The 25,556-nt window shown below is 72.2% G+C and carries 21 protein-coding genes, 5 tRNA genes, 1 other RNA gene and 1 pseudogene; 13 read left to right on the forward strand and 15 right to left on the reverse strand.

What is annotated here, in order from left to right:
• Nucleotides 1-30: 30 nt before the first annotated feature.
• Both IG05_RS0138895 and IG05_RS0138900 read left to right on the forward strand, forming a co-directional pair.
• Nucleotides 31-105 (forward strand) — tRNA-Asp (locus tag IG05_RS0138895).
• 347 nt (nucleotides 106-452) lie between these two features.
• Nucleotides 453-644 carry a DUF6274 family protein gene (locus IG05_RS0138900; protein WP_030348843.1) on the forward strand — a complete coding sequence of 64 codons (192 nt, stop codon included), beginning with the start codon at nucleotides 453-455 and terminating at the stop codon, nucleotides 642-644.
• A 442-nt stretch (nucleotides 645-1,086) separates the two neighbouring features.
• On the opposite strand, the gene bldC is transcribed toward IG05_RS0138900, so the two are convergent.
• Both bldC and IG05_RS0138910 read right to left on the reverse strand, forming a co-directional pair.
• Nucleotides 1,087-1,293, reverse strand: coding sequence for a developmental transcriptional regulator BldC (bldC, locus tag IG05_RS0138905; RefSeq protein WP_003949541.1), 207 nt, complete (start codon nucleotides 1,291-1,293; stop codon nucleotides 1,087-1,089).
• Between the two features lie 518 nt (nucleotides 1,294-1,811).
• A complete protein-coding gene (locus IG05_RS0138910) occupies nucleotides 1,812-2,654 on the reverse strand; it encodes a hypothetical protein (RefSeq protein ID WP_030348844.1) in 843 nt (280 codons plus the stop codon).
• A 200-nt stretch (nucleotides 2,655-2,854) separates the two neighbouring features.
• On the opposite strand from IG05_RS0138910, the gene IG05_RS0138915 reads away from it, so the two are divergent.
• The gene (locus IG05_RS0138915; protein WP_030348845.1) at nucleotides 2,855-3,961 is read left to right on the forward strand and encodes a Leu/Phe/Val dehydrogenase; all 1,107 of its coding nucleotides are present in this window, start codon (nucleotides 2,855-2,857) and stop codon (nucleotides 3,959-3,961) included.
• 290 nt (nucleotides 3,962-4,251) lie between these two features.
• Complete coding sequence (locus IG05_RS0138920) at nucleotides 4,252-4,497, forward strand: DUF3073 domain-containing protein (RefSeq protein WP_030348846.1); 246 nt, start codon at nucleotides 4,252-4,254, stop codon at nucleotides 4,495-4,497.
• A 66-nt stretch (nucleotides 4,498-4,563) separates the two neighbouring features.
• On the opposite strand, the gene purM is transcribed toward IG05_RS0138920, so the two are convergent.
• The 7 genes from purM to purS all read right to left on the reverse strand — a co-directional run bounded on the left by purM (nucleotide 4,564) and on the right by purS (nucleotide 12,021).
• Entirely contained in the window at nucleotides 4,564-5,631 is a 1,068-nt protein-coding gene (gene purM / locus IG05_RS0138925) for a phosphoribosylformylglycinamidine cyclo-ligase (protein ID WP_030348847.1), read from the reverse strand.
• A gap of 34 nt (nucleotides 5,632-5,665) precedes the next feature.
• Entirely contained in the window at nucleotides 5,666-7,195 is a 1,530-nt protein-coding gene (purF, locus tag IG05_RS0138930) for an amidophosphoribosyltransferase (protein ID WP_030348848.1), read from the reverse strand.
• A 200-nt stretch (nucleotides 7,196-7,395) separates the two neighbouring features.
• On the reverse strand, nucleotides 7,396-7,755 hold the full coding sequence (locus tag IG05_RS0138935; RefSeq protein WP_234336229.1) for an META domain-containing protein: 360 nt from the start codon (nucleotides 7,753-7,755) through the stop codon (nucleotides 7,396-7,398).
• A gap of 147 nt (nucleotides 7,756-7,902) precedes the next feature.
• On the reverse strand, nucleotides 7,903-8,700 hold the full coding sequence (locus IG05_RS0138940; RefSeq protein WP_030348850.1) for a maleylpyruvate isomerase family mycothiol-dependent enzyme: 798 nt from the start codon (nucleotides 8,698-8,700) through the stop codon (nucleotides 7,903-7,905).
• A gap of 125 nt (nucleotides 8,701-8,825) precedes the next feature.
• Nucleotides 8,826-11,084, reverse strand: a complete 2,259-nt coding sequence (gene purL, locus IG05_RS42885) for a phosphoribosylformylglycinamidine synthase subunit PurL (RefSeq protein WP_037815621.1) — start codon at nucleotides 11,082-11,084, stop codon at nucleotides 8,826-8,828.
• Entirely contained in the window at nucleotides 11,081-11,761 is a 681-nt protein-coding gene (gene purQ, locus IG05_RS0138950; RefSeq protein ID WP_030348851.1) for a phosphoribosylformylglycinamidine synthase subunit PurQ, read from the reverse strand. The genes purL and purQ overlap by 4 nt, the downstream gene beginning before the upstream one ends.
• Entirely contained in the window at nucleotides 11,758-12,021 is a 264-nt protein-coding gene (purS, locus tag IG05_RS0138955; RefSeq protein WP_014673609.1) for a phosphoribosylformylglycinamidine synthase subunit PurS, read from the reverse strand. The genes purQ and purS overlap by 4 nt, the downstream gene beginning before the upstream one ends.
• A gap of 311 nt (nucleotides 12,022-12,332) precedes the next feature.
• Between purS and IG05_RS0138960 the strand changes: the two genes are divergently transcribed.
• The 8 genes from IG05_RS0138960 (at nucleotide 12,333) to IG05_RS0138995 (ending at nucleotide 16,727) form a co-directional block, all read left to right on the forward strand.
• Complete coding sequence (locus IG05_RS0138960) at nucleotides 12,333-12,650, forward strand: histone-like nucleoid-structuring protein Lsr2 (protein ID WP_030348852.1); 318 nt, start codon at nucleotides 12,333-12,335, stop codon at nucleotides 12,648-12,650.
• 167 nt (nucleotides 12,651-12,817) lie between these two features.
• A tRNA-Gly gene (locus tag IG05_RS0138965) sits at nucleotides 12,818-12,889 on the forward strand.
• A gap of 80 nt (nucleotides 12,890-12,969) precedes the next feature.
• Nucleotides 12,970-13,042: transfer RNA gene (locus IG05_RS0138970), tRNA-Gly, on the forward strand.
• A gap of 20 nt (nucleotides 13,043-13,062) precedes the next feature.
• Nucleotides 13,063-13,974, forward strand: a complete 912-nt coding sequence (locus IG05_RS0138975; RefSeq protein ID WP_030348853.1) for an ABC transporter ATP-binding protein — start codon at nucleotides 13,063-13,065, stop codon at nucleotides 13,972-13,974.
• Nucleotides 13,971-14,759, forward strand: coding sequence for an ABC transporter permease (locus IG05_RS0138980; protein WP_030348854.1), 789 nt, complete (start codon nucleotides 13,971-13,973; stop codon nucleotides 14,757-14,759). Before IG05_RS0138975 ends, IG05_RS0138980 begins: the two co-directional genes overlap by 4 nt.
• 19 nt (nucleotides 14,760-14,778) lie before the next feature.
• A complete protein-coding gene (locus IG05_RS0138985; RefSeq protein WP_234336231.1) occupies nucleotides 14,779-16,020 on the forward strand; it encodes a sensor histidine kinase in 1,242 nt (413 codons plus the stop codon).
• Entirely contained in the window at nucleotides 16,017-16,631 is a 615-nt protein-coding gene (locus IG05_RS0138990; RefSeq protein ID WP_030348856.1) for a response regulator transcription factor, read from the forward strand. Before IG05_RS0138985 ends, IG05_RS0138990 begins: the two co-directional genes overlap by 4 nt.
• Before the next feature lie 23 nt (nucleotides 16,632-16,654).
• A tRNA-Gly gene (locus IG05_RS0138995) sits at nucleotides 16,655-16,727 on the forward strand.
• Nucleotides 16,728-16,793: 66 nt separating this feature from the next.
• Here the strand turns inward: IG05_RS0138995 and IG05_RS50790 are convergent.
• From IG05_RS50790 to ffs, 6 genes and pseudogenes are all read right to left on the reverse strand, one after another.
• Nucleotides 16,794-17,579: pseudogene (locus IG05_RS50790) on the reverse strand (phosphoribosylaminoimidazolesuccinocarboxamide synthase); the annotation flags it as partial.
• A 70-nt stretch (nucleotides 17,580-17,649) separates the two neighbouring features.
• The gene (locus IG05_RS0139010) at nucleotides 17,650-19,149 is read right to left on the reverse strand and encodes a N,N-dimethylformamidase beta subunit family domain-containing protein (RefSeq protein ID WP_030348859.1); all 1,500 of its coding nucleotides are present in this window, start codon (nucleotides 19,147-19,149) and stop codon (nucleotides 17,650-17,652) included.
• 226 nt (nucleotides 19,150-19,375) lie between these two features.
• On the reverse strand, nucleotides 19,376-21,175 hold the full coding sequence (locus tag IG05_RS0139015; RefSeq protein ID WP_030348860.1) for a membrane protein: 1,800 nt from the start codon (nucleotides 21,173-21,175) through the stop codon (nucleotides 19,376-19,378).
• A gap of 276 nt (nucleotides 21,176-21,451) precedes the next feature.
• Complete coding sequence (purD, locus tag IG05_RS0139020; RefSeq protein ID WP_030348861.1) at nucleotides 21,452-22,711, reverse strand: phosphoribosylamine--glycine ligase; 1,260 nt, start codon at nucleotides 22,709-22,711, stop codon at nucleotides 21,452-21,454.
• Between the two features lie 79 nt (nucleotides 22,712-22,790).
• Nucleotides 22,791-25,133 carry a DNA polymerase III subunit gamma and tau gene (locus IG05_RS0139025; RefSeq protein WP_030348862.1) on the reverse strand — a complete coding sequence of 781 codons (2,343 nt, stop codon included), beginning with the start codon at nucleotides 25,131-25,133 and terminating at the stop codon, nucleotides 22,791-22,793.
• A gap of 91 nt (nucleotides 25,134-25,224) precedes the next feature.
• Nucleotides 25,225-25,323, reverse strand: an RNA gene (ffs, locus tag IG05_RS44185) — signal recognition particle sRNA small type.
• A gap of 96 nt (nucleotides 25,324-25,419) precedes the next feature.
• Here ffs and IG05_RS0139030 point away from each other — a divergent pair.
• A tRNA-Ser gene (locus IG05_RS0139030) sits at nucleotides 25,420-25,507 on the forward strand.
• Nucleotides 25,508-25,556: the final 49 nt, after the last annotated feature.

A 25,556-nucleotide genomic window follows, 5' to 3' on the forward strand; every position in this document is an offset into this window, starting at 1 on the left:
CGCAACGCAGCAGCAAGCGCCGCGACACCAGGTCCTGTGGAGCAGTTTGGAGTGCTCGCCACCCTGTCAAGGTGGAGGCCGCGGGTTCAAATCCCGTCAGGACCGCGTCGAGAGAGGCCCGTCATCCCCGGATGGCGGGCCTTTCGCATGCCCCCCCGCCCGCCGACCGGAGGCCGCGCCCGCGGCGGAGCCGCAAGCAACACCGCAAACCCCGTCAGGACCGCATCGAGAGAGGCCCGCCACCCCCGGTCACCCCCGGATGGCGGGCCTTACGCACGCCCCCGGAAGGGGTCCTTCTTGTCGTTCCGGTCCACAACGGCCCCATCCGCCGTTCCGGGCCGGCGGGGTCCCAGGCCGCCTCTCCGTGCGGCGCGCGGCCTTGACGGCGTCACATTCCCTCGGTACCCAGGGAGCAGGGCCCGTTCCTCCTGTGCGGCCCCTGGAGGTGGCGTATGGCGGCGTCGGTCAGGCACGAGACGCGGGCGCTCCTGAGGGCCCATCTGTCGGCCGCCTCGTCCTACCGGCACCTGATGCGCCACTGCCCCATCTGCCACCGCCTGCTGCGGCTGGCGATGGACGCCGGTCCGCGCGGCCAGGAGGACGAGCAGGAGGCCGTCGAGGAGGCGGCCTCCCGGGACGCGTGACCCTCCGCGGGGTCAACCGCCGTACGGGCATGGGAGTCTGGGCCCCGCGCCCTCGCCCGCCGCTCCTCTAACCCACGCGGGCCACGGGCAACAAGCGCCCAGGCGTGTGACGGGAGTCACCGCATGAGTTTTTGAAAGTGCGGCACTTACCCTCGTCCTACAAAGGGTCAATTTAATATGTGCAATTGCACCGGCCCCCGAGCCGGTCCCCAGACGTTCCGACAGGCCTCCCCAGACTCCTACAGGGAGGCGCACAAAAAAGATCGCGCTGGACCCGGCGGAGTCCAGCGCGATCGACGACGCACCCTGTGTCGCTGCCTACGACGTTCTCTTCGGCTTGGGCGAGGGCCCTGTTGGGGCAGGTCCCGCGTCGCTTGGAGCTAGGGGTTCGGGCGCCTCGGCCGGTTGGGGGACCGACCGTCTTGCCCGGTTATGGAGTTGTTCAGGCCTCGCTGCGCTGCTGCGGGATGCCCGCGAGCAGAGCGCGGACCTCGGCCTCGCGGTAGCGGCGGTGCCCGCCGAGCGTGCGGATGGACGTGAGCTTGCCGGCCTTCGCCCACCGCGTGACCGTCTTGGGGTCGACACGGAACATGGTGGCGACCTCAGCCGGGGTCAGCAGCGGCTCGGCATCAGGGGTGCGAGCGGTCATGAGCGGCCTCCTCGGGAGAACCGAACCTTCTCGGTTCTTTCCTCTAAATTCTGCACCTTGACCCGCGTTGCCCGAAATGGCGGACGCGAGTCGAGTCGGTTATAGGACGAACGGCTTGTCCTCGGCACTACAACTACACCATCTGTCCAGCCGCGTCGGCCAAACCGATGGAATTGCCCTCCCAGGTGTTCATCAGCGACGGAAGCCGATGGACCATGCCATAGCGGACAGTCACGCCACTGTGACGATCAGTCACAGGGCGATCAGGAGTCACCAGACCCCCCAAAGCGTGCAATGCTGAGAATCCGCCCATGTTGGAGCACAGTTGGACGGACGGAGCCCTCCCCGGACTCCTTGTCCTATTTTGGCACGAGGGATGGCAAGAGGCGCAAGGGCCGGGTAAGTGCCATCCATCACCCTTGGGACAAAAGTCCAGATCGGGACCAACATCCCGTCAGGTGGTCTAAGCGAGTAGAACGTACGTCGTCCGGCGCCGATTTGACCGTGACGTACGTCACTCAGTTCGCCGAGCGCCGATCCCGGACCGCCCGCCACCGCTCGACCAGCCGCCCGTACGCCTCCCCGGCGGCCGTCCCGTCCCCCCGGCGCAGCGCCTCGATGCCGGCCGCCACGTCCGCCGCCGAGTGGTCGTCCTCCAGCTCGCCCGCCGGCAGCACGTGCACCAGGCCGCCGTAGTCCAGCTCCACCAGCGAGCGGGGGTGGAACTCCTCAAGCCAGCGCCCGACGTCCAGCAGACCGTCGACCAGCGGGCCCTCCTCGACGGTGTCCCGCAGTGTGCGCAGCCCCCGTGCCACCCGGCGCCGGGCCTGCACCATCGGCGTGCGGTAGCGCAGCACCGGCGGCACCTCCGCGGTGCCCTTGTCGTACCGCCGCTCCTCGTCCGAGACCAGCACGAACCAGTTCAGCGGCACCTGCCAGGTCGCCGTCCGGATCCACGGGCGGGCGTCGGGGTTCCGGGCGAGCCAGCGCTCGTAGTCCTGCGCGGCCTGGTGGCGCACCACCGGCGGCAGCACCGCGTCCAGCACCGGCGGCGGCAGCTCCTCGGCCAGCCCGCCCAGGGCCTGCCAGCCGCGCAGCCGGGTCCGCCAGGGGCACACGCAGACCGCCCCGTCGACCTCCAGCACGAAGGCGTCCCCGCTCTCGTGCACCGGCACCGCGATCGGCGGGACGGGCAGCAGGTCCGCCAGGGACCGGCGCAGTTCGTCCTGGTAGGAGGGGCGGTCGGAGCGGCGGGCGTAGCGCGCCCAGTGGCTGCGCTCCGGCTCCGGGAAGGCGCCCAGCGGCTCGTACACGCGCAGGTACGCGGCATAGGGGACGACCACGGAGGACACCTTCGGCACGCCTGCTCCCTCCCCAACGGGCCCGGCTCGAAACCACTGCAAATCGTGCCACGGTCATACGTGCACGGAGGGCCCGCGAGGGTGATCCTGAACACTGCGCGGATGGTGAAGGAGCCGAGGCTCTACGCTCATGCCACGGCTCCCCGCCACCCGTACGGGGACCGACCCCACTCGCCGATATGTACACAGGAGTCACCACAGTGACCGACGTAACCGGCGCGCCTGCTGATGTCCTGCACACCCTGTTCCACTCGGACCAGGGCGGCCATGAGCAGGTCGTGCTCTGCCAGGACCAGGCCAGCGGCCTCAAGGCCGTGATCGCCATCCACTCCACCGCCCTGGGCCCCGCGCTCGGCGGCACGCGCTTCTACCCGTACGCCACCGAGGCCGAGGCCGTCGCCGACGCCCTCAACCTCGCGCGCGGAATGTCGTACAAGAACGCCATGGCCGGCCTCGGCCACGGCGGCGGTAAGGCCGTGATCATCGGCGACCCGGAGCGCACCAAGACCGAGGAGCTGCTCCTCGCCTACGGCCGCATGGTCGCCTCGCTCGGCGGTCGCTACGTGACCGCGTGCGACGTCGGCACCTACGTCGCCGACATGGACGTCGTGGCCCGCGAGTGCCGCTGGACCACCGGCCGCTCCCCCGAGAACGGCGGCGCCGGCGACTCCTCGGTGCTCACCGCCTTCGGCGTCTACCAGGGCATGCGCGCCTCCGCCCAGCACCTGTGGGGCGACCCCTCGCTGCGCGGCCGGAAGGTCGGCATCGCCGGCGTCGGCAAGGTCGGCCACCACCTGGTGAGGCACCTGCGCGACGAGGGCGCCGAGGTCGTGATCACGGACGTGCGCGCGGACGCCGTCCAGCGGATCCTCGACCAGTACCCCGCGGGCGTGACGGCCGTCGCCGACACCGAGGAGCTGATCCGGGTCGAGGGGCTGGACATCTACGCCCCGTGCGCGCTCGGCGGCGCCCTGAACGACGACTCCGTCCCGGTGCTCACCGCCCGGGTGGTCTGCGGTGCGGCCAACAACCAGCTGGCCCACCCCGGTGTGGAGAAGGACCTGGCCGACCGCGGGATCCTCTACGCGCCGGACTACGTGGTGAACGCCGGCGGGGTCATCCAGGTGGCCGACGAGTTGCACGGGTTCGACTTCGACCGGTGCAAGGCGAAGGCGGCGAAGATCTTCGACACCACGCTGGCCATATTCGCACGTGCGAAGGAAGACGGGATCCCGCCGGCCGCGGCGGCGGACCGGATCGCCGAGCAGCGGATGGCCGACGCCCGGGCGGACCGCGTCGCGCGCTAGCCCGTTCGCACACACGAGCGGTACCCGTCGGCGGGAACTTAGAGAGAACTCTCACTTCCCCCGGCGGGTCGTTCCCCGATAAGTGGTTAAAATCGCCACTGACCAGCAAGGACGGGGCGCCTCGAAGGTCCTGGGCAGACGCGCGTGCTGCGGGCGACGTACCGTATGGGCGCGGGCTCAGGTACCGTGGAAGCCCTACGGACCGGCCTCTCCATGGAGAGTCCGTTCCAGATCATGAACGCGTGTCAGACTCTGGGGCCGTCGAGCCCCGTCGTTGAGGGGGTCGAGCCATGGGGCGCGGCCGGGCCAAGGCCAAGCAGACGAAGGTCGCCCGCCAGCTGAAGTACAACAGCGGCGGGACTGACCTCTCACGCCTGGCCGAGGAGCTGGGCGCATCGACATCGAACCAGTCGCCGAACGGCGACCGCTTCGAGGACGATGAGCATGACGACGACGACCTGTACTCCCGTTACGCCGACCTCTATGAGGACGACGACGAGGACGAGGGTCCCGCACAGCACCGTCGAGGCGCTTGACCTTGCACTGAGCACGAATCCGGTCGGTGGCACAGCCACCGACCGGATTCTGTGCTGTCCGCACGGTCAGGCCGCGTAGTCTCCCACCAGCTCCGCGCCGGTCGTCTTCTCGCCCCGCTCGGTGATCTCACCGGCGACCCAGGCGTCGACGCCCCGGTCGGCCAGGGTCGCGAGGGCCACCTCGGCCGACTCCTCCGGGACGATGGCGATCATGCCGACGCCCATGTTGAGGGTCTTCTCCAGCTCCAGGCGCTCGACGTTCCCGGTCTTCCCGACCAGGTCGAAGATCGCGCCCGGGGTCCAGGTGGAGCGGTCCACCACGGCGTGCAGACCGTCCGGGATCACCCGGGCCAGGTTGGCGGCCAGGCCGCCGCCGGTGACGTGGCTGAAGGCGTGCACCTCGGCGGTGCGGGTCAGCGCGAGGCAGTCCAGCGAGTAGATCCTGGTGGGCTCCAGCAGCTCCTCGCCGAGGGTCCGGCCCAGCTCCGCGACCTCGGTCTCCAGGGCCAGCCCGGCACGGTCCAGGAGGACGTGACGGACCAGGGAGTACCCGTTCGAGTGAAGCCCGGAGGACGCCATGGCGATCACGGCGTCACCCGTACGGATGCGATCCGCGCCCAGCAGCCGGTCGGCCTCCACGACGCCCGTACCGGCGCCGGCGACGTCGAAGTCGTCCTCGCCCAGCAGGCCCGGGTGCTCGGCCGTCTCACCGCCCACCAGGGCGCAGCCGGCCAGCACACAGCCTTCCGCGATGCCCTTGACGATGGCCGCGACCCGCTCGGGGTGCACCTTGCCGACGCAGATGTAGTCGGTCATGAACAGCGGCTCGGCGCCGCACACCACGATGTCGTCCATGACCATGGCGACCAGGTCGTGGCCGATGGTGTCGTAGACGCCCATGCGGCGCGCGACGTCGACCTTCGTGCCGACGCCGTCCGTGGCGGAGGCGAGCAGCGGGCGCTCGTAGCGCTTGAGGGCGGAGGCGTCGAAGAGTCCGGCGAAGCCGCCGAGGCCGCCGAGGACCTCGGGACGCCGGGTCTTCTTCACCCACTCCTTCATGAGCTCGACGGCGCGGTCGCCCGCCTCGATGTCGACGCCCGCCGCTGCGTAGCTGGCACCAGTGTTCTCAGACATGACTGTGAGAGCTTTCGTGTCGTACTGCAGGGTGTTACGGGCGACGGATCGCGTCGGAGGCGGCCGTGGCCGCGGGACCGGCCGCCAGCTCGGTCTCCAGGAGCTGCTTGCCGAGCAGCTCGGGGTCCGGCAGCTCCATCGGGTACTCGCCGTCGAAGCAGGCGCGGCACAGGTTCGGCTTGGCGATCGTGGTCGCCTCGATCATGCCGTCGATGGAGATGTAGGCGAGCGAGTCGGCGCCGAGGCTGGTGCCGATCTCCTCGATGGTCATGCCGTTGGCGATCAGCTCCGCGCGGGTGGCGAAGTCGATGCCGAAGAAGCAGGGCCACTTCACGGGCGGGGAGGAGATCCGGATGTGGACCTCGGCGGCGCCGGCCTCGCGCAGCATGCGGACCAGGGCCCGCTGGGTGTTGCCGCGCACGATCGAGTCGTCGACGACGACCAGACGCTTGCCCTTGATGACTTCCTTCAGCGGGTTCAGCTTCAGGCGGATGCCCAGCTGGCGGATGGTCTGCGAGGGCTGGATGAACGTACGGCCCACGTAGGCGTTCTTGACCAGGCCGGCACCGAAGGGGATGCCGGAGGCCTCCGCGTAGCCGATGGCGGCCGGGGTGCCGGACTCCGGGGTCGCTATGACCAGGTCGGCCTCCGCCGGGGCCTCCTTGGCCAGCCGGCGGCCCATCTCCACGCGGGAGAGGTAGACGTTCCGGCCGGCGATGTCGGTGTCCGGGCGGGCCAGGTACACGTACTCGAAGACACAGCCCTTGGGCTTCGCATCCGCGAATCGGGAGCTGCGCAGGCCGTTCTCGTCGATGGCGACGAACTCGCCCGGCTCTATCTCGCGGACGTAGCTGGCGCCCACGATGTCGAGGGCGGCGGACTCGGAGGCGACCACCCAGCCGCGCTCCAGGCGGCCGAGGACCAGCGGGCGGATGCCCTGCGGGTCGCGGGCGGTGTAGAGGGTGTGCTCGTCCATGAAGACGAGCGAGAAGGCGCCCCGCACCTTCGGGAGGACCTGGTGGGCCGCCTCCTCGATGGTGAGCGGCTTGCCGTCCTCGTCGACCTGGGCGGCCAGCAGGGCCGTCAGCAGGTCGGTGTCGTTGGTGGCCGCGACCCGGGCGGAGCGGCTGTTCTTGTCGTTCGGCAGTTCGGCGACCATCTCGGCGAGCTGCGCCGTGTTGACCAGGTTGCCGTTGTGGCCGAGCGCGATCGAACCGTGCGCGGTGGCGCGGAACGTCGGCTGGGCGTTCTCCCACACGGAGGCACCGGTGGTCGAGTAGCGGGCGTGTCCGACCGCGATGTGACCCTGGAGCGAACCGAGCGAGGTTTCGTCGAAGACCTGGGAGACCAGGCCCATGTCCTTGAAGACGAGAATCTGGGAGCCGTTGCTGACCGCGATTCCCGCGGATTCCTGACCCCGGTGCTGGAGGGCGTAGAGCCCGAAGTACGTGAGCTTTGCGACCTCTTCACCCGGAGCCCAGACGCCGAAGACGCCGCAAGCGTCCTGGGGGCCCTTCTCGCCGGGAAGCAGATCGTGATTGAGTCGACCGTCACCACGTGGCACGCCACCGAGTGTAGGCGAGATCGACCACTGGTCCGAATTGGGGATACGCGCCGTAACGGCACGGCCGGTCTCGATCACCTTGGCGGTTTCTACGTTTTTGCTGGTCACAGCGATTCGTCACCGGTCGGCGAGGTGTGCCTGCGCGTCGTTCGGACCGGCCGCGGACCTCTTCGCCATATGCCTGAGTGAGGTGTCGCACATCATTCGGAGGCGCTGCTGCTGAGGTGGACGCGGTCGCCGTCGCCGTCGGTGAGCGTCAGTTTCGCCGCGTGGCGCTCGGCGGTGAGCGTGCCGGTGGTGAGGGTGCGGGCGAGGGCCCGCTCGAACGCCATCCGCTCCTCGCCGCAGGCCATCCGGGTCGTGCGCAGGTCGCCGATGGTGATCCGGTCGCCGTGCACGGTGGCCCGGGCGCTGAAGTGGTTGCAGCCCAGGTTGCCGGCCGCCTTGCCGTTCTCGTCGATGCGCAGGCGGGCGGGGGCGGGCGCGGCCCGGTTCGTGCCGCCGACGGTGATGCTGTCGACCCGCCAGTCGATCCCGGTCACCGGCTGCTGGACGCTCACCGCCCCACTGTCCCCCTTCCCGCCGCCGCAGGCCACCGCGCACGGGAGAAGCACGGCGGCCACCACCAGGGTCACGCGCTGCTTGTACCGGTTCATACGGATTCGACGGGCGCCCGGTACGACCGGTTCCCGCCGGTGTCGCGGGGGCTAGGCCATGACGGGCAGCAGCCCCCCGAGGTCGGCCCGTTCCCCGCTCGCGCTGACCTTCGCCCCGGCCAGCGCGTCCTGCCAGCTCACGCGGCCGGTGGCGAGCCGGATCCAGGTCAGCGGGTCGGTCTCCACGACGTTGGGCGGGGTGCCGCGGGTGTGCCGGGGCCCCTCGACGCACTGCACGACGGCGTACGGCGGCACGCGCACCTCGGTGGAGCCGCCGGGCGCCTTCAGCGCGAGGGCGTCGGCGAGCACCCGGGTGGCGGCGGCCAGCGTCTGCCGGTCGTACGGCACGTCCAGGCCCGGGACGGCGGCGTTCAGGTCGTCGGTGTGGACCACCAGTTCGACGGTGCGGGTCACCAGGTAGTCGGCCAGCGGCAGCGCGCCGGCGCTGGTCTGAAGCAGCCGGCTGCCGGGGTGCTCGTCCAGCAGGGCGCGCAGGCTGCGGTCGACGTCGTCGAGGTAGGCGCCGGGGTCCGGGTGGCGGGCGGTCAGGCCCCGCGTGAAGTCGTCGATGGCGGCGGCGTTCGACGCGGTGGAGAACGGCCACTCGGCCACCGTCACGGTCTGCTTCGGCGGAAGTGGCTTCTCCACGGCCCGGTGGACGGCGGTGACCGCCATACCGATGTGCGTGATCAGGTCCCGCACGGTCCACTCGCCCAGCCGTGTGGGCAGGTCGAGCTGCTCGGGGCCGAGGCCGCGGACGGCCTCCCGGACGTTCGCGAGCTGGGTCAGGACCGCGGTCCGGGTCTTGGCCGGGTCGTAGCTGCGGGCACGTTTCTTGGCCGGTGGCATGAGAGTCGGATCACCTCCATGGCCGCCAACAGTACGCCGCTGTCCCCCACTTGAGGTGCCGGGCCCGGTGCGCACGACCCGGCCCCGCCTGCCGGAGCGGGCGGGGCCGGGTGCCGGTGCGCCGCTTACGCCAGCAGCGCCGGGATCGTCTCCTCGTGGGCCGTGCGCAGCTCGGCGAGGGAGAGGGTGAACTCGCCCTGGACCTCGACCGCGTCGCCGTCGACGACACCGATGCGGGTGACCGGCAGGCCCCGCGCACCGCACATGTCGTTGAAGCGGACCTCCTCCGAGCGCGGCACGGCGACGATGGCGCGGCCGGCCGACTCGGAGAACAGGAAGGTGAAGGCGTCCAGGCCGTCGGGTACGACCAGACGGGCGCCCTTGCCGCCGAGCAGCGCCGACTCCACGACCGCCTGCACGAGACCGCCGTCGGACAGGTCGTGCGCGGAGTCGATCATGCCGTCGCGGGAGGCGGAGATCAGGATCTCGGCCAGCAGCCGCTCCCGCTCCAGGTCCACCGCCGGGGGCAGACCGCCGAGGTGGTCGTGGACCACCTGGGACCAGGCCGAGCCGCCGAACTCCTCGCGGGTGTCGCCGAGGAGGTAGATCAGCTGGCCCTCCTCCTGGAAGGCGACCGGGGTGCGGCGGGCGACGTCGTCGATCACGCCGAGGACCGCGACGACCGGGGTCGGGTGGATCGCCACCTCGCCGGTCTGGTTGTAGAGCGAGACGTTGCCGCCGGTCACCGGGGTGCCCAGCTGCCGGCAGCCGTCCGCCAGACCGCGCACGGCCTCGGCGAACTGCCACATCACCGCCGGGTCCTCGGGCGAGCCGAAGTTCAGGCAGTCGGAGACGGCGAGCGGCTTGGCACCGGTGGTCGCCACGTTCCGGTAGGCCTCGGCCAGGGCCAGCTGGGCGCCCGTGTACGGGTCCAGCTTGGCGTAGCGGCCGTTGCCGTCGGTGGCGATGGCGACGCCGAGACCGGTCTCCTCGTCCACGCGGATCATGCCGGAGTCCTCCGGCTGGGCGAGGACGGTGTTGCCCTGCACGAAGTGGTCGTACTGGGACGTGATCCACTTCTTCGACGCCTGGTTCGGGGACCCGACCAGCTTCAGGACCTGGGCCTTCAGCTCCTCGGCGCTCTCGGGGCGGGGCAGCTTGCCGGCGTCGTCGGCCTGGAGGGCGTCCTGCCACTCGGGGCGGGCGTACGGGCGCTCGTAGACCGGGCCCTCGTGCGCGACCGTGCGCGGGTTGACGTCGACGATCTTCTCGCCGTGCCAGTAGATCTCCAGACGGTCGCCGTCGGTCACCTCACCGATGACGGTGGCGATGACGTCCCACTTCTCGCAGATCTCCAGGAAGCGGCCGACCTTCTCCGGCTCCACGACCGCGCACATGCGCTCCTGCGACTCGCTCATGAGGATCTCCTCGGGCGAGAGCGTGGAGTCGCGCAGCGGGACGTCGTCCAGGGTGACGCGCATGCCGCCGGAGCCGTTGGAGGCCAGCTCGGACGTGGCGCAGGACAGACCGGCCGCGCCGAGGTCCTGGATGCCGACGACGAGCTTCTCCTTGAACGCCTCCAGGGTGCACTCGATGAGCAGCTTCTCCTGGAAGGGGTCGCCGACCTGGACGGCCGGGCGCTTCGACGGCTTGGCGTCGTCGAAGGTCTCGGAGGCGAGGATCGACGCGCCGCCGATGCCGTCGCCGCCGGTCCGGGCGCCGTACAGGATGACCTTGTTGCCCGCGCCGGAGGCCTTGGCGAGGTGGATGTCCTCGTGCCGCATCACACCGATGGCACCGGCGTTGACCAGCGGATTGCCCTGGTAGCAGGAGTCGAAGACGACCTCGCCGCCGATGTTGGGCAGGCCCAGGCAGTTGCCGTAGCCGCCGATGCCGGCGACCACGCCCGGCAGGACGCGCTTGGTGTCGGGGTGGTCGGCGGCGCCGAAGCGCAGCGGGTCGACCACGGCGACCGGGCGGGCGCCCATCGCGATGATGTCGCGGACGATGCCGCCGACACCCGTGGCCGCGCCCTGGTAGGGCTCGACGTACGACGGGTGGTTGTGCGACTCGACCTTGAAGGTGACCGCGTAGCCCTGGCCGACGTCGACCACACCGGCGTTCTCGCCGATGCCGACGAGCAGGGCGTCGCTCTCGGGCGCCTTCTCGCCGAACTGGCGCAGGTGCACCTTGGAGGACTTGTACGAGCAGTGCTCGGACCACATGACCGAGTACATGGCGAGTTCGGCGCCGGTGGGGCGGCGGCCGAGGATCTCCACCACCCGCTCGTACTCGTCCTTCTTCAGGCCCAGTTCGGCCCAGGGCAGCTCGACGTCGGGGGTCGCGGCCGCGTGCTCGACCGTGTCCAGAGGCGTCCGGCTCATGCGCCCACCAGCTTCTTGAGGATCGAGGTGAAGAACGGGAGCCCGTCGGTACGGCCCGTACCGACCAGCGGCTCGACGGCGTGCTCGGGGTGCGGCATGAGGCCGACGACGTTGCCCGCCTCGTTGGTGATGCCGGCGATGTCGTTGAGCGAGCCGTTCGGGTTGTAGTCCAGGTAGCGGAAGACGACGCGGCCCTCCGCCTCCAGCTTGTCCAGCGTGTACGCGTCGGCGACGTACCGGCCGTCCATGTTCTTCAGCGGGATGTGGATCTCCTGGCCCTGGCGGTAGTCGCCGGTCCAGGACGTGCCCGCGTTCTCCACCCGCAGCTTCTGGTCGCGGCAGATGAAGTGGAGGTGGTCGTTGCCGAGCATCCCGCCCGGGAGGAGGTGGGCCTCGGTGAGGACCTGGAAGCCGTTGCAGATACCGAGGACCGGCAGGCCGGCCTTCGCCTGCTCGATGACCGTCTCCATCACCGGCGAGAAGCGGGAGATGGCGCCCGCCCGCAGATAGTCGCCGTAGGAGAAACCGCCGGGCAGCACCACGGCGTCGACCTGCTTGAGGTCCTTGTCCTTGTGCCACAGGGCGACCGGCTCGGCGCCCGCGAGACGGATCGCGCGCTGGGTGTCCCGGTCGTCGAGGCTGCCCGGGAAAGTGACGACGCCAATACGAGCGGTCACTTCGCCGCCTCCGCGACTTCATCGACCCGGACGGTGAAGTCCTCGATCACGGTGTTGGCGAGGAAGGATTCCGCAAGATCGCGGATCCGGGCGAGCGCGGCCTCGTCGACCGGCCCGTCAACTTCCAGTTCGAAACGCTTTCCCTGACGTACGTCCGAGATCCCTTCGAATCCCAGGCGCGGCAGCGCACGCTGGACCGCCTGGCCCTGGGGGTCGAGAATCTCCGGCTTGAGCATGACGTCGACTACGACGCGTGCCACTGGCACTCCCGGTGTGTGGTGCTGAGCAGGTTCCTTCAGACTACCCGCACAAAATTTCTACGCGGGTAGAGTTGGAGGAAAGTACGTGAGGCGCATCACGATCGGGTGTCGAAGCCGCCTGCCCGTGAAAACTTCTGGGAAAGTTCCACAGTCCGTCCGACGCACCTATTGCCGCCCGGACACGCGGACGGATTTAGTCGGACTTCACTTTGCATTGCCGGGCACTGTACAAATGAATTGGCAATAGCCGATACTCGGCACGTCGGCGGCCTTGAGCTGTAACGACGTTCCGCACGAAGGGACCGATATTCGTGGCGCAAAAGGTCGTGGTCACTCTCTTTGACGACATCGACGGCTCGGAAGCGGCGGAGACGATCGCCTTCGGACTCGACGGCAAGTCGTACGAGATCGACCTGAACGAAACCAACGCCGGGAAACTGCGCAAGGCGCTCGCGCCCTACGTCGAGGCCGGCCGCAAGCGGTCGCGTTCCGGCAAGGCGTACAAGCAGACGGAGGTCGCCCCCGACCCGGCGGCCGTCCGCGCCTGGGCCCAGGCCAACAAGATGGACGTCCCGGCCCGTGGACGCATCCCGAAGAAGGTCTACGAGGCGTTCACCGCCGCGCAGTGAGCCCGCGAAGGGGCGAGTCCTCAGGGCCCGTCAGGGGGCCCTGAGGACCGTGCACTTGGGGCATACCGGGTCTTATGGGGAGCCGACTTGCGCTACCCCCCTGCTGATCAGCTAATGTCTGGGACACGCCGAGGGGCGAGGCCGGAAGGCCGGATCCCGAGGACCGTGCGGGTGTAGTTCAGTAGCAGAACATCCCCCTTCCAGGGGGAAGGCGCAGTGTGCAATTCCTGTCACCCGCTCTGCACCGCCGACACGACCACTGTTGTGGATCAGGTAGGCTGGTGTTCGCACCGATCGGTGGGAGCCGATCGGGAGCAGTGCGGACGTAGCTCAGTTGGTAGAGCGCAACCTTGCCAAGGTTGAGGTCGCGAGTTCGAGCCTCGTCGTCCGCTCGGGATGAGACCCCGGTCCACTGGAGGTCACCGACCTCAGACGGGTCTACGGGGGCGGGTTCGAGGCCGTACGCGGAATCACCTTCTCCGTGGCACGTGGAGAGATCTTCGCCGTGCTCGGCACCAACGGCGCCGGGAAGACCTCGACGGTCGAGCTGCTGGAAGGGCTCGCGGCACCGGCCGGCGGCCGGGTGCGGGTGCTCGGCCACGACCCCCACCGCGAACGGGCCGCCGTACGGCCGCGCACCGGCGTGATGCTCCAGGAGGGCGGCTTCCCCGCCGAGCTGACCGTCGCGGAGACCGCCCGGCTGTGGGCCGGCTGCACCAGCCGCGCCCGGCCGGAGGCCGAGGTGCTGGCACGGGTGGGACTGGCGGGCAGCACCGGGGTGCGGGTCAAGCAGCTGTCCGGCGGGGAGCGCAGACGGCTGGACCTGGCGCTCGCGCTGCTCGGCGACCCCGAGGTGCTGTTCCTCGACGAACCGACGACCGGGCTCGACGCGGAGGGCCGCCGGGACACCTGGGAACTGGTCCGCGCCCTGCGTGACGGGGGCACCACCGTGCTGCTCACCACGCACTACCTGGAGGAGGCCGAGGACCTCGCCGACCGTCTCGCCATCCTGCACCGGGGCCGGATCGCCGCCTCCGGAACGCCGGCCGAGGTCACCGCCGGCCGCCCCGCCCGGATGTCCTTCGAACTGCCCGACGGCTACTTCCCCGGCGATCTGCCGCCCCTGGCCGGACTCGGCGTCTGCGGGCACGAGAGCGACGGCCGGGTGGTGCGGCTGCACACCCGCGAACTCCAGCGGACCGCCACCGCGGTGCTCGCCTGGGCCGAGCGGGCCGGCGTCGAACTGCGCGCGCTGGACGTGCGCTCGGCCTCGCTGGAGGAAGCCTTCCTCGGGATCGCCCGGGAAGAGGAGGCGGCGGCATGAGCACCCTCGCCCCACGCACCGGCACGCCCTCCGTACGGCGGCTGCGGGCGCTGGCCCGGGCCGAACTGGCCCTCCTCGCCCGCAACCGCGGGATCGTGTTCACCGCGCTCCTGGCGCCGCTCGCGCTGCCGTTCAGCGTGCGCCCGGCCCTCGACGGGGTCGACCTGGCGAAGCAGGGCATCAGCGTCGGCGCGTCCATGTTCACGGCCGCGGTCGGCTTCGCCTTCCTGTTCGCCGTCTACTCCTCGCTCGTCAACGCCTACGTCGCCCGCCGGGAGGAACTCGTCCTCAAACGGCTGCGCACCGGTGAACTCACCGACACCGAGATCCTCACCGGCACCGCCCTGCCCGCCATGATCCTCGGCCTCGCGCAGGCCCTGGTGCTGGGCGCCGGGTGCGCGGTGCTGCTGCACGCCGGGGCGCCCCGGGCGCCGTACCTGACCCTGCTGGGGCTGGCGGCCGGGCTGGTGCTGAGCGCCGCGCTCGCCGCGCTCACCGCGTCCGTCACCCGGACCGTGGAGAGCGGCCAGGTCACCGCGCTGCCGCTGGTGTTCGTGTCGATGACGGGCTCGGGGATCATGATCCCCACCGAGGTCATGCCGGAAAAGCTCGCCTCCGTCTGCGAGCTGCTCCCGCTGTCCCCCGCGGTCCGGCTCGTCCGGGCGGGCTGGACCGGCCACACGAGCGCGTACGAGGTGTTCGGCGCCCTCGCGGCCACGCTGGCCTGGACCGTGGTGGCGGTGTTTGCTGTACGACGGTGGTTCCGCTGGGAACCCCGGCGCTGAGGAACGGGGGGCGGGCGTGGTGGGGCGGATACGACGGTGGCAGCAGCGGCACTGGCGCGAGCGGAGCAAGGCCGAACGGGTCGAGCTGTACACGGTCGCCACCTGGTACGTCACGACCTGGTTGTTCTCGCTCGGCTGGCTGCTGCTCCCCCTGGTCGGCGGGCTCGGCCACCGGCCCGTGGCCCTCGTCCTCGGCAGCCTGGTCCTCCTGGTGGTGACCCTGCAGTGCGCGGTCTCCCACCGGCTGACCCGGCCCGCGCTCGACCACTACCTGGGGCGCGCCCGGCTGCCGGCCGGGGCGTACGGCCTCCCGGCCGTGCTGCTGGGGCTGGCGCTCGCGCTGCTCGTGGCGCTCGCCGCGCTGGACGCGGCCGACCCGGTGGCGGTCCGGCTGGGGATCGGCACCGCCCTGCTGCCGTTCGGCGTGCTCTGCGGACTCACCGTCCCGGTACGGGTGTTCCTGCGCGGGACGGCCCTGCTCGCGGTGCTGCTCATGGGGGCCGTCGGGCTCGCCGACCGCGACGGCCCCGGGATCCTCGTGACCGGTGTGATGGTCGCCTTCCAGGCGGTGTTCTCGCTGCTCGCCTTCCGCTGCGGTGCCTGGACCCTGGCCGTGCTGTGGGAGGCCGAGCGGGCCCGTGAGGCGGAGGCCCGGCTCGCCGTCGCCGAGGAGCGGCTGCGGTTCGGGCGGGACCTGCACGACGTGCTGGGCCGGAACCTGTCGGTGATCTCGCTGAAGAGCGAGCTGGCGGTGCAACTGGCCCGGCGGGGACGGCCGGAGGCCGTGGAGCAGATGATCGAGGTGCAGCGCATCGCACAGGAGTCGCAGCGCGAGGTGCGGGCCGTCGTGCGCGGATACCGGGAGGCCGACCTCGGGGCCGAACTCGCCGGTGCTCACGGTGTGTTGACGGCCGCGGGAATCGACTGCGAGGTGCGTGCGGAGACCGGCGGGCTGCCGGCCGAGGTGCAGTCCGCGCTCGGCTGGGTGGTGCGCGAGGCGACCACCAACGTGCTGCGGCACGGGGACGCGGGCCGGTGCGAGGTGGAACTCGCGGTGCGTGCGGGGCATGTGGTGCTGACGGTGGAGAACGACGGGCTCGCGGCGCCCGGCGGTGGCGGCGGCTCCGGGCTCGCCGGGCTGCGGGAGCGGCTCGCCGCCGTGGACGGAACCCTGGAGGCGGGCATCGTGGGCGCGGGCCGGGACCGGTTCCGGCTGGTGGCGGACATACCCCTGAGAACTGTGGAAGGAGTCACCTCGTGAGCGCTCCGGTACGGCTGCTGCTCGCCGACGACGAGCATCTGATCCGGGGTGCGCTGGCCGCGCTGCTGTCCCTGGAGGACGACCTGCTGGTCGTCGCGGAGGCGGCGAGCGGGCCCGAGGCGCTGGCCATGGCCCGGGCGCACCGGCCCGACGTGGCCGTGCTCGATCTGCAGATGCCGGGCGCCGACGGTGTGAGGGTCGCCACAACCCTGCGCACCGAACTGCCGGGCTGCCAGGTGCTGATCGTCACCGGGCACGGCCGGCCCGGGCATCTGAAGCGGGCGCTCGCCGCCGGTGTGCGCGGGTTCGTCCCGAAGACCGTCAGCGCCCGGCGGCTTGCCGAGATCATCCGCACGGTGCACGCCGGAAACCGTTACGTCGATCCCGAGTTGGCCGCCGACGCGATCTCCGCCGGGGACTCGCCGCTGACCGCGCGGGAGGCCGAGGTGCTGGAGCTGGCCGCCGACGGAGCGCCGGTCGCGGAGATCGCCGAGCGGGCCGCGCTGTCGCCGGGGACCGTGCGCAACTACCTCTCCTCGGCCGTCTCGAAGCTGGGCGTCGAGAACCGTCATGCGGCGGTGCGTCTCGCACGTGCGCGAGGTTGGGTATAGTTGCTCTCGCGCAACGGCGCACTGCGGACGTAGCTCAGTTGGTAGAGCGCAACCTTGCCAAGGTTGAGGTCGCGAGTTCGAGCCTCGTCGTCCGCTCGGGATGAGACCCCGGTCCACTGGATCCGGCAGCGCCGGCGGGGGCTGCTCGCTCTTGCGGTCCCAGCCGGAGGCCGGCGAGGTCAGCCAGTTACGGACGTACTGCTTGTCGTACGACGGCTGGGCGCGGCCCGGCTGCCACTGGTCGGCGGGCCAGAAGCGGGAGGAGTCCGGGGTGAGGACCTCGTCGGCGAGGACGAGGGCGTCGCCGTCGAAGCCGAACTCGAACTTGGTGTCGGCCAGGATGATCCCCCGGTCCCGGGCGATGTCCCGGGCGCGGGAGTACACCGCGAGCGTGGCCTGGCGCAGCTGGGCGGCGGTCTCCGCGCCGACCTGGCGGGCCACCTCCTCGTAGGAGACGTTCTCGTCGTGCTCGCCGACCTCGGCCTTGGTGGCCGGGGTGAAGATCGGGGCCGGGAGTTCGGAGCCGTCGACGAGGCCCTCGGGGAGAGCGAGGCCGCAGACCGTACGGGACTCGTCGTACTCCAGCAGGCCGGAGCCGGTGAGGTAGCCGCGGGCCACGCACTCCACCGGGACCATCTTCAGCGACTTGCAGATCAGCGTGCGGCCCGCCCAGTCGGCCGGGGCGCCCTCGGGCAGCTCGGTGCTGATGACGTGGTTGTCGGCGAGGTCGCGGAGCTGGTCGAACCACCACAGGGAGAGCTGGGTGAGCACCCGGCCCTTGTCGGGGATCTCCGTGGGCAGCACCCAGTCATAGGCGGACATGCGGTCGCTGGCGACCATCACGAGGTCGCCCGCCTCGTTCCGGTACAGCTCGCGCACCTTCCCGGTGTGCAGGTGCACCAGGCCCGGAACCTCGATCGGCTCGGGCTTTTCTACGAATCCGGACACGGTTCCTCCCCGTGGTTATGACCAAGTGCCTCGATTCTCCCGTATGGGGGTGATAGGGCGCGCCCGGGGGTCAGTCGCGTTTGCAGATGCGGTCCAGCAGGTTCGCCGTGGCCCGCTGGATACGGGCGTCCACATGGCCGGGGCGGTCCAGGGCCGGGGACCAGGCGAAGGTGCCGGAGGCGAACACCCAGGCACCGGAGGGAGCCCGGTACAGGGACGTCTCCTGGTGGCGCAGGACGCCGTCGTTGTCGGCGTACGGGGAGTGGGCGAGCAGGATGCGCTCGTCGTGCTCGGGCAGCGGGATGCGCGGGAAGTAGCGGTCCGCCTCACCGGCGACCAGGCCCGCGATCTCGTCGCCCTCGTGCGCGCCGGTCGTCTCCCACAGCCAGTGGCCGCCGTTGCGGACGATCAGCGGGTGCGGCTCGGGCACCCGGCCCGCGTACTGGATGCCGACCAGTTGCTGCTCGGGCCGGTCGATCTCCCGCCACAGCACCGGCCGGCCCGGGCCCTTGCGCTTGCGGCAGGTCAGCAGCCGGTCCGGGACACCGGACGCGGACGGGGCCAGCTCCACCTGCCAGTACATGGTGTTGGCGGAGAGGAAGACCAGCGAGGTGCCCCGGTCGCGGGCGTCCTCGACGGCCCGGCGCATCGGCACCGACCAGTACTCGTCGTGGCCCGGGAAGACCAGGCCCCGGTAGCGGGTGGGGTCGATGCGGCCGGCGTGCAGGTCGCGGGCCTCGGCGTAGGCGATGTCGTAGCCGTAGCGCTCGGCCCAGCGGATGAAGTCGTAGGCGTGGCCGACGTGCAGGGGCAGGCCCGCGCCCGCGTAGGGGCGGTCGAAGGAGACCGTGGTGGCCGCGTCGGCCTCGCCGAGCAGCCGGCCCTCCTCGTCCCAGGCGTGGTAGAGGCTGGCGCCCGTGTGGCCGTCCTCCGGGTACAGGTTGTAGGCCTGCCAGGTGATGTCCGGCAGCAGCAGGAGCAGGTCGGCCGGGTGGTCGTCGCGTACCGCGAAGGGCACGTGGGAGCGGTAGCCGTCGGCCGTGGTGAGGACGGCCACATAGGCGCCGATGCTCCAGTAGGAGGGCACCTGGAGGCGCCAGGACAGCCACCAGTGGTGGCAGGAGACCGTGCGGTCGGCGGTCAGCGGCCGGGGCTGGACGATCCCGGAGAGCCGGGGACTCGTGGTGATCTTGGCGGCGCCGTCACCGCCGTAGTGGCCGATGCGGTAGATGTCGACGCTGAACTCCTGCGGCGGGTCGACCGTGATGTGGAAGTCGATCGCCTCGCCGGGCGCGACCGCGCCGGTGGACGTGAAGCCCTTGACCTGGCGGTGCACGTCGTCGGCCGAGCGGGGGCCGGCTCCGGCCGCGCGGGGCGCCGGGACGCGTGCCCGGCCACTGCCGGTGAGCTGCTGCGGGCTGGCGTCGACGTACCACGGCACGACGTGGCCGGTGTCGTCGAAGTACGTCTCACTGCCGCGCAGCCAGGGCACGGGGCCCAGGCCGAAGGGGTCCGTGACGGCGTGCGCGAGTGCTCCGGACTCCCAGCGGCGGATGTGGTCCGTGGCCATGGTCGCTCCCCTCCCTCATGCCCCCCGTGCCTGTCTCGGTGATGCACACTGTGCTCGGTCGTGCTGTCGTATGTCGCTTGCGCTTGCCAAAGGCGTGGTCGGTCCCAGCACATCACATAACGCACGGGCCCGGTCACTAGTCGTTGCGAATTGACCTGAAGTGGAAGTCGTCTTTCCGTTACGACGGGGGAAGCGGGGACTTCCGGGGGCGCCTGGGGTCTCCCGCTCAGACGAGTCTCACGGGCTTCTCCGGGCGTATGCCGGACGCGGCCAGCCAGTCGCGCAGCGGCCCCGGGTCCCCCTCCTCGATCAGGCTGCGGACCCTCGGCGCCAGGTCGGCGGCCCGCTCGCCGCCCAGCAGCAGGGACGGGCCGTCCAGCCAGTCCAGGGCGGGGGCCGCGCCGGCGGTGTCCACGGCCGCGCAGCACACCAGCGCCGTGACGTGGTCGGCGAGGAGTTCGCGTGCGGTGCGCTGGGGTTGCAGCGGGAAGGGGGGCAGGATGCCGTCGCAGTCGTCCCAGCGCGGGCTGTCGGGGGCCTGGCCGGAGAGCGGCGTGCCCTCGCGGGCCAGTTCGGCGCTGAGGCCCGCGGCGAGGGCGGCGCTGCGCGTCGCCTGCGGGAAGTCCTCCCCCTCGGCCTCGTCCTCGGCGTCCGGGAACCCGTTCGCACCGCCCGTGCGGGTCTCGTCCTCGGGTGTGGGCGACCCCTGGGGAAACTGCTCGGCGCCGGCGTCGTCGGCGGCGGCGTGGCGGGCGGGCCGGGGGTCTTCTTCGGCCAGGTGGTCCAGGACCCGGGCCAGGGTGGGACCGGCCGGGGTGTGGGAGGGACGGACGCCCAGACTGTCCAGGACCCGGTGGAGGCGGGCCGCGTCGGTGCGCCAGGTGCGGTCGACGACCTCCTCCGGATACGCCTGCCAGTCCACCGGCGCCCAGCCGGGTCCGGTCTCGGCGGGGCCGCCGTGGAAGAGCCGCGCGGCGAGCAGCGAGGTGGCCTCGTCCACCGTGCCGGGCTCCTCCAGCAGATCGCAGGCGGGGCGCTCGCCTAGCCGGGAGGTGAAGCCCTCGGCGAGCCGGTCGCGGCGGGACAGCTCGGTGAGCGCCGCGACCACGCCCGCGTCCAGCCGGGACGGCCAGCGGCCCATGCGCCAGGCGGGCAGCGCCACCCTGGTCAGCAGCCGGTCCCAGCCCGCGTAGGCCAGCCCGACCTGCTCCTGGGCGACGATCCGCAGCCCGTAGTCCACCGCCTGGGCGCGCTCCGCCGCCGCGGCGGCGACCCCGCGCTCCATCTGCGTCGCATGCTCCCGGCAGCCGCGCAGCAGCAGCCGGGCCACCCAGCCGAGGGCCGCGCACAGTCCGCGCACCGGCGGACAGCGGCCCGGGGTCGAGGCGACGGCCACGGCCGCGTCCAGGCCGCGCACGAAGCGGCGGGCGGCCGCTATGTCCGGGTGGGCCGAGGGGCCCGTACCCGCGATGACCGGGGCGAGGACCGCGCGCAGCTCGCCCACGCGCATCCACCACAGGAACGGGGAGCCGATGACGAGGACCGGCGCGACCGGGGCGCGGCGGCGGCCCGGGCCCGCTATCTCGTCGGGCGCCGGACGCGGGGGCGGGCCGTGGGCCGAATGGGCCCGGTCCTCCAGCCAGCTGTCGCAGTCCGGGGTGAGCGCTATGGCCGAGGGCGCCGGCACGTCCAGGCGGTCGGCGAGGTCGCGCACCATCCGGTACAGGTCCGGGGCGGAGTCCTCCGCGATCGGCACCGTGGGGCTCATGGCGGGGCGGGCCCGGGCCACGACCACGCCGACAGCGGCCGCGGCCAGCAGCACCAGCACCGCGAGCACGCCGACGATCCACCGGGCGGCGTCCCAGCCCGGGCCGAGGAGACGGCCGGTGGAGGCGCCGGTCAGCAGGATCACCGCGGCGCCCGCGGGCAGCAGGGCCACGGCCAGCGCCCGGCCCCGGACCCGCAGGACGGCGAGGGCCCGGGAGCGCGCGGCCTGCGCGCCCGCCTCCACACCGATTCCGGTCACGTGCCGACCTCGCCCCCTCCCTGCCGATCGCGTGCTGCCCTGGTCTTGCTCACTCCCCCACTGTGGCACCCGCCACCGACATCGCAATGCCGGTGGGCCAAGTGCCGGAACACTGCGCGGCACCCTAGTTGGGGCCCCGGCCCCCGTCAGCCGTATGGGCGATTGCTCACTCGATGGAATGGCTTTGGTCAGAGCTGGGTGACAGACAGCAAAGATCAGGCCCCGGATCGTGGATCCGGGGCCTGGGAGTCGTACGAGCAGGTCAGGCGGCGGGGCTCAGGCGCCCGCGGCCCCCGCCGCCTTCGCCGCGATGTCGGTGCGGTGCTGCGAGCCGTCGAGCCGGATCCGGCCTACCGCCCGGTACGCCCGCTCGCGCGCCTCGGTCAGGTCCGTGCCGGTGGCCGTGACGGACAGCACGCGTCCGCCCGCGCTGACGACGGCGCCGCCCTCCTGCCGGGTGCCGGCGTGCAGCACGTAGGCGTGCGGGGCGTCCTCGGCGGCCACCTCGTCCAGGCCGGTGATCGGGTCGCCGGTGCGCGGGGTGCCGGGGTAGTTGTGCGAGGCGACGACGACGGTGACGGCCGCGTCCTCGCTCCAGCGCAGCGGGGGCAGGTGGGCGAGGCCGCCGGTGGCGGCGGCCAGCAGGACACCGGCCAGCGGGGTCTTCAGCCGGGCCAGCACGACCTGGGTCTCGGGGTCGCCGAAACGGGCGTTGAACTCGATGACCCTGACCCCGCGCGAGGTGATCGCGAGACCGGCGTAGAGCAGCCCGGAGAACGGCGTGCCCCGGCGGCGCATCTCGTCCACCGTGGGCTGCAGCACGGTCTGCAGCACCTCGTCGACCAGCTTCGGGTCCGCCCACGGCAGCGGCGAGTACGCGCCCATGCCGCCGGTGTTGGGGCCCTCGTCGCCGTCCAGGGCGCGCTTGAAGTCCTGGGCGGGCTGGAGCGGTACGACGCTCTGGCCGTCGGTGACGGCGAAGAGGGAGACCTCCGGGCCGTCGAGGAACTCCTCGACGACCACCCGCTCGCAGGCGGCGGCGTGCGCCTTGGCCGCCTCCAGGTCACTGGTGACGACGACGCCCTTGCCCGCGGCCAGACCGTCGTCCTTGACGACGTAGGGGGCACCGAAGGCGTCGAGGGCCGCGGCGGCCTCCTCGGCGGTGGTGCAGACGTAGGAACGGGCGGTCGGCACGCCGGCCGCCGCCATGACGTCCTTGGCGAAGGCCTTGGAACCCTCCAGTCGGGCGGCCTCCCCCGAGGGGCCGAAGACCGGGATGCCCGCCGCGCGGACGGCGTCGGCGACGCCGGCGACCAGCGGGGCCTCCGGGCCGACGACGACCAGCTCGGCGCCGAGGCGGGTGGCCAGCCCGGCCACCGCGGCACCGTCGAGCGCGTCGACCTGGTGCAGCTCGGCGACCTCGGCGATGCCGGCGTTGCCGGGGGCGCAGTACAGCGCGGTGACGTCGGGGTCGAGGGACAGGGAGCGGCACAGGGCGTGTTCGCGGGCGCCGCTGCCGATGACGAGGACCTTCACGGGGTCAGCCTAATGGCAAGGTCGCCGAAGGTCGGGAGACGGGTTTCTCGGAGCTTCCTCCAAAGAGGCCCTCAGGCCCTCACTCGTTGGAGAACTCCTCGACGACCGTGGCTCCCAGCTCACGCACGATCAGCTCGTGGCCGGAGAGTGCCGACTCGTCCAGGTCCGGGTCGTCGTCCTCGGGGATGTCGTCCTCGGGGGCGACCGGCGGCGGCTCGGGCGCGGCGGCCGGCCGGGGTCCGGGAGCGGACGCCGCCGCACCGCTCGGGGCGGTGGGGGCCTGGGACGACGGCTGGGCGGGTGCGGGGCGGGGGGCGGCCGGGGAGCCGTAGCCGCCGCCGGGAGCGCTGCCGTGGCCGCCGCCCTGGGTGCCGCCGTGCGCGGCGGTGGGCGCGCCGCCGTAGCCGCCGCCTCCGCCGTAGCCGGGTGAGCCGCCCGCGGGCGGGGCGGAGCCGCCACCGGACGGGTCGACCACCGCCTCGATCTTCCACTGCACGTTGAACTGCTCGGCCAGCGCCTGCCGCAGCACGTCCTCGCTGCCGCTGCCGGAGAAGTTGTCGCGGGCGCCGGCATTGACGAAGCCGAGCTGGAGGGTGGTGCCGTCGAAGCCGGTCACCTGGGCGTTCTGGCTGAGCAGGATCCAGGTGAAGCGGCGGCGGTTCTTGACGGCCTCCAGGATGTTCGGCCAGAGCGCGCGGGGGTCGAGACCGCCGGCGGGGGCGGGAACGGGGGCCGCGGGCTGGGCGGCGGGGGCCGTGGGGGCGGGCTGCGGCGGCTGGGCCGGGGCCGCACGGTCGGGTCCCTGGGCCGGGCCCGGCCGGCCGCCCGCCGGAGCGGCCGTGGGCCAGCCGCCGGGGCGCCGTCCGCCCCCGGCGGGGGCGGCGGTGGGCCAGGCGCCGGGAGTGGGAGCCGGGGCGGCGGGCTGCGCGGTGGGGGCGGCGGCCGACGCGGGGGCCGTTGGCGCGGGGGCGGGGGCAGGTGCGGGGGCCGTAGGCGCGGGAGCGGCGGAGGCCGCGGGCGCGGGCTGCACCGCCGGGGCCGGCTCGGCCGGGGCGGCGGGGCCACCGGGCCCGTCCTGACCACCGGGGCCGGCCGGACCGTCCGGAGCGCCCGTGCCCCGGACGGCGGCCCGTGCCGCCGCGGGGCCGCCACCGGGCGGCACGGGCGCCCCACCGGCAGCGGCGGCCGCCGGGAGGGTGCCGCCGTGGGCCTCCGGGCCCGGGACGTACCCCATGGCCGGGGCGCCGGCACCGGCGGAGAAGCCGATGCCGCGCTCCAGGCGGTCGAGGCGGGCCATGACGGACCGCTGATCGCCGTAGGCGGCGGGGAGCATCACGCGGGCGCAGATCAGTTCCAGCTGCAGGCGCGGGGAGCTGGCGCCGCGCATCTCGGTCAGGCCCTCGTTGACCAGGTCGGCGGCGCGGCTCAGCTCGGCGGCGCCGAAGGTCTCGGCCTGCGCCTGCATCCGCTCCAGCACGTCGGCCGGGGCGTCGATGAGCCCCTTGTCCAGGGCGTCCGGGACGGCGGCCAGGATGACCAGGTCCCGCAGCCGCTCCAGCAGGTCGGCGACGAACCGCCGCGGATCGTTGCCGCCCTCGATGACGCGGTCGACGACCTCGAAGGCGGCGGCCCCGTCACCGGTGGCGAAGGCCTCGACCACGGAGTCGAGGAGAGAGCCGTCGGTGTACCCCAGCAGGGAGGTGGCCATGGCATACGTCACACCCTCCGGTCCGGCGCCGGCGAGGAGCTGGTCCATGACGGACATGGAGTCACGCACGGATCCGGCGCCGGCGCGCACGACGAGCGGCAGCACGCCGTCGTCGACCGGGATGTCCTCCTGCCGGCACACCTCGCCGAGGTAGTCCCTGAGCGTGCCGGGCGGCACGAGCCGGAACGGATAGTGGTGGGTGCGCGACCGGATGGTCCCGATGACCTTCTCGGGCTCGGTGGTCGCGAAGATGAACTTCAGGTGCTCGGGCGGCTCCTCGACCACCTTGAGCAGCGCGTTGAAGCCGGCCGGCGTGACCATGTGGGCCTCGTCGATGATGTAGATCTTGTACCGGCTGCCCGCGGGGCCGAAGAAGGCCTTCTCGCGCAGCTCACGGGCGTCGTCCACACCACCGTGGGAAGCCGCGTCGATCTCGATGACGTCGATCGAACCCGGCCCGTTCCTCGCCAGGTCCCGGCAGGACTGGCACTCGCCGCAGGGGGTCGGGGTGGGGCCCTGCTCACAGTTCAGGCAGCGGGCCAGGATGCGTGCGCTGGTCGTCTTGCCGCAGCCACGCGGACCGCTGAACAGGTACGCGTGATTGACCCGGTTGTTCCGCAGCGCCTGCTGCAGCGGGTCGGTGACATGCTCCTGCCCGATGACCTCGGCAAAGGTCTCCGGGCGATAGCGGCGGTACAGCGCGAGAGACGACACGCCTACGAGGTTAATGGCGCCCACCGACAACGGGCTCCGCCCGCGGCCCCACCGGCTCCGGCCCCCGCCACCCGGCCCGGCCCGCCCCGGGAACGCAAGCGCCCCTCACGCACCCGCCAGAGCCGACCTACCCTTGCTGCCTTCCGGCCCTGGGGGAGTTCAGTCAGATAGCGCCGCGTGAGGGGCTGCGCCCAGCGTACCCGATCGCGGGCCGCGGGCTGCACCGGTTGCGGGCCTGCGGGAACGGGTTCGCGAGCACTCCCCTCGGTCATGTAATGTTTCCGGCGGAGGATTCGCCTAGAGGCCTAGGGCGCACGCTTGGAAAGCGTGTTGGGGGCAACCCCTCACGAGTTCGAATCTCGTATCCTCCGCCAGTGCCTCACCGGGCACGATGTCGAAGGGCCCCACTGCTCGCAGTGGGGC

Source organism: Streptomyces sp. NRRL S-1022, assembly GCF_000720135.1.
Classification (GTDB): Bacteria; Actinomycetota; Actinomycetes; order Streptomycetales; family Streptomycetaceae; genus Streptomyces.

What these genes read in the sequence shown, in the direction of transcription:
- purM (WP_030348847.1), bottom strand. Translation starts at nt 5,631, where the DNA reads ATGTCTGAGAACACTGGTGCCAGCTACGCAGCGGCGGGCGTCGACATC.
- bldC (WP_003949541.1), bottom strand. Translation starts at nt 1,293, where the DNA reads ATGACCGCTCGCACCCCTGATGCCGAGCCGCTGCTGACCCCGGCTGAG.
- IG05_RS0138900 (WP_030348843.1), top strand. Translation starts at nt 453, where the DNA reads ATGGCGGCGTCGGTCAGGCACGAGACGCGGGCGCTCCTGAGGGCCCAT.
- IG05_RS0138920 (WP_030348846.1), top strand. Translation starts at nt 4,252, where the DNA reads ATGGGGCGCGGCCGGGCCAAGGCCAAGCAGACGAAGGTCGCCCGCCAG.
- purL (WP_037815621.1), bottom strand. Translation starts at nt 11,084, where the DNA reads ATGAGCCGGACGCCTCTGGACACGGTCGAGCACGCGGCCGCGACCCCC.
- IG05_RS0138940 (WP_030348850.1), bottom strand. Translation starts at nt 8,700, where the DNA reads ATGCCACCGGCCAAGAAACGTGCCCGCAGCTACGACCCGGCCAAGACC.
- IG05_RS0138980 (WP_030348854.1), top strand. Translation starts at nt 13,971, where the DNA reads ATGAGCACCCTCGCCCCACGCACCGGCACGCCCTCCGTACGGCGGCTG.
- IG05_RS0139010 (WP_030348859.1), bottom strand. Translation starts at nt 19,149, where the DNA reads ATGGCCACGGACCACATCCGCCGCTGGGAGTCCGGAGCACTCGCGCAC.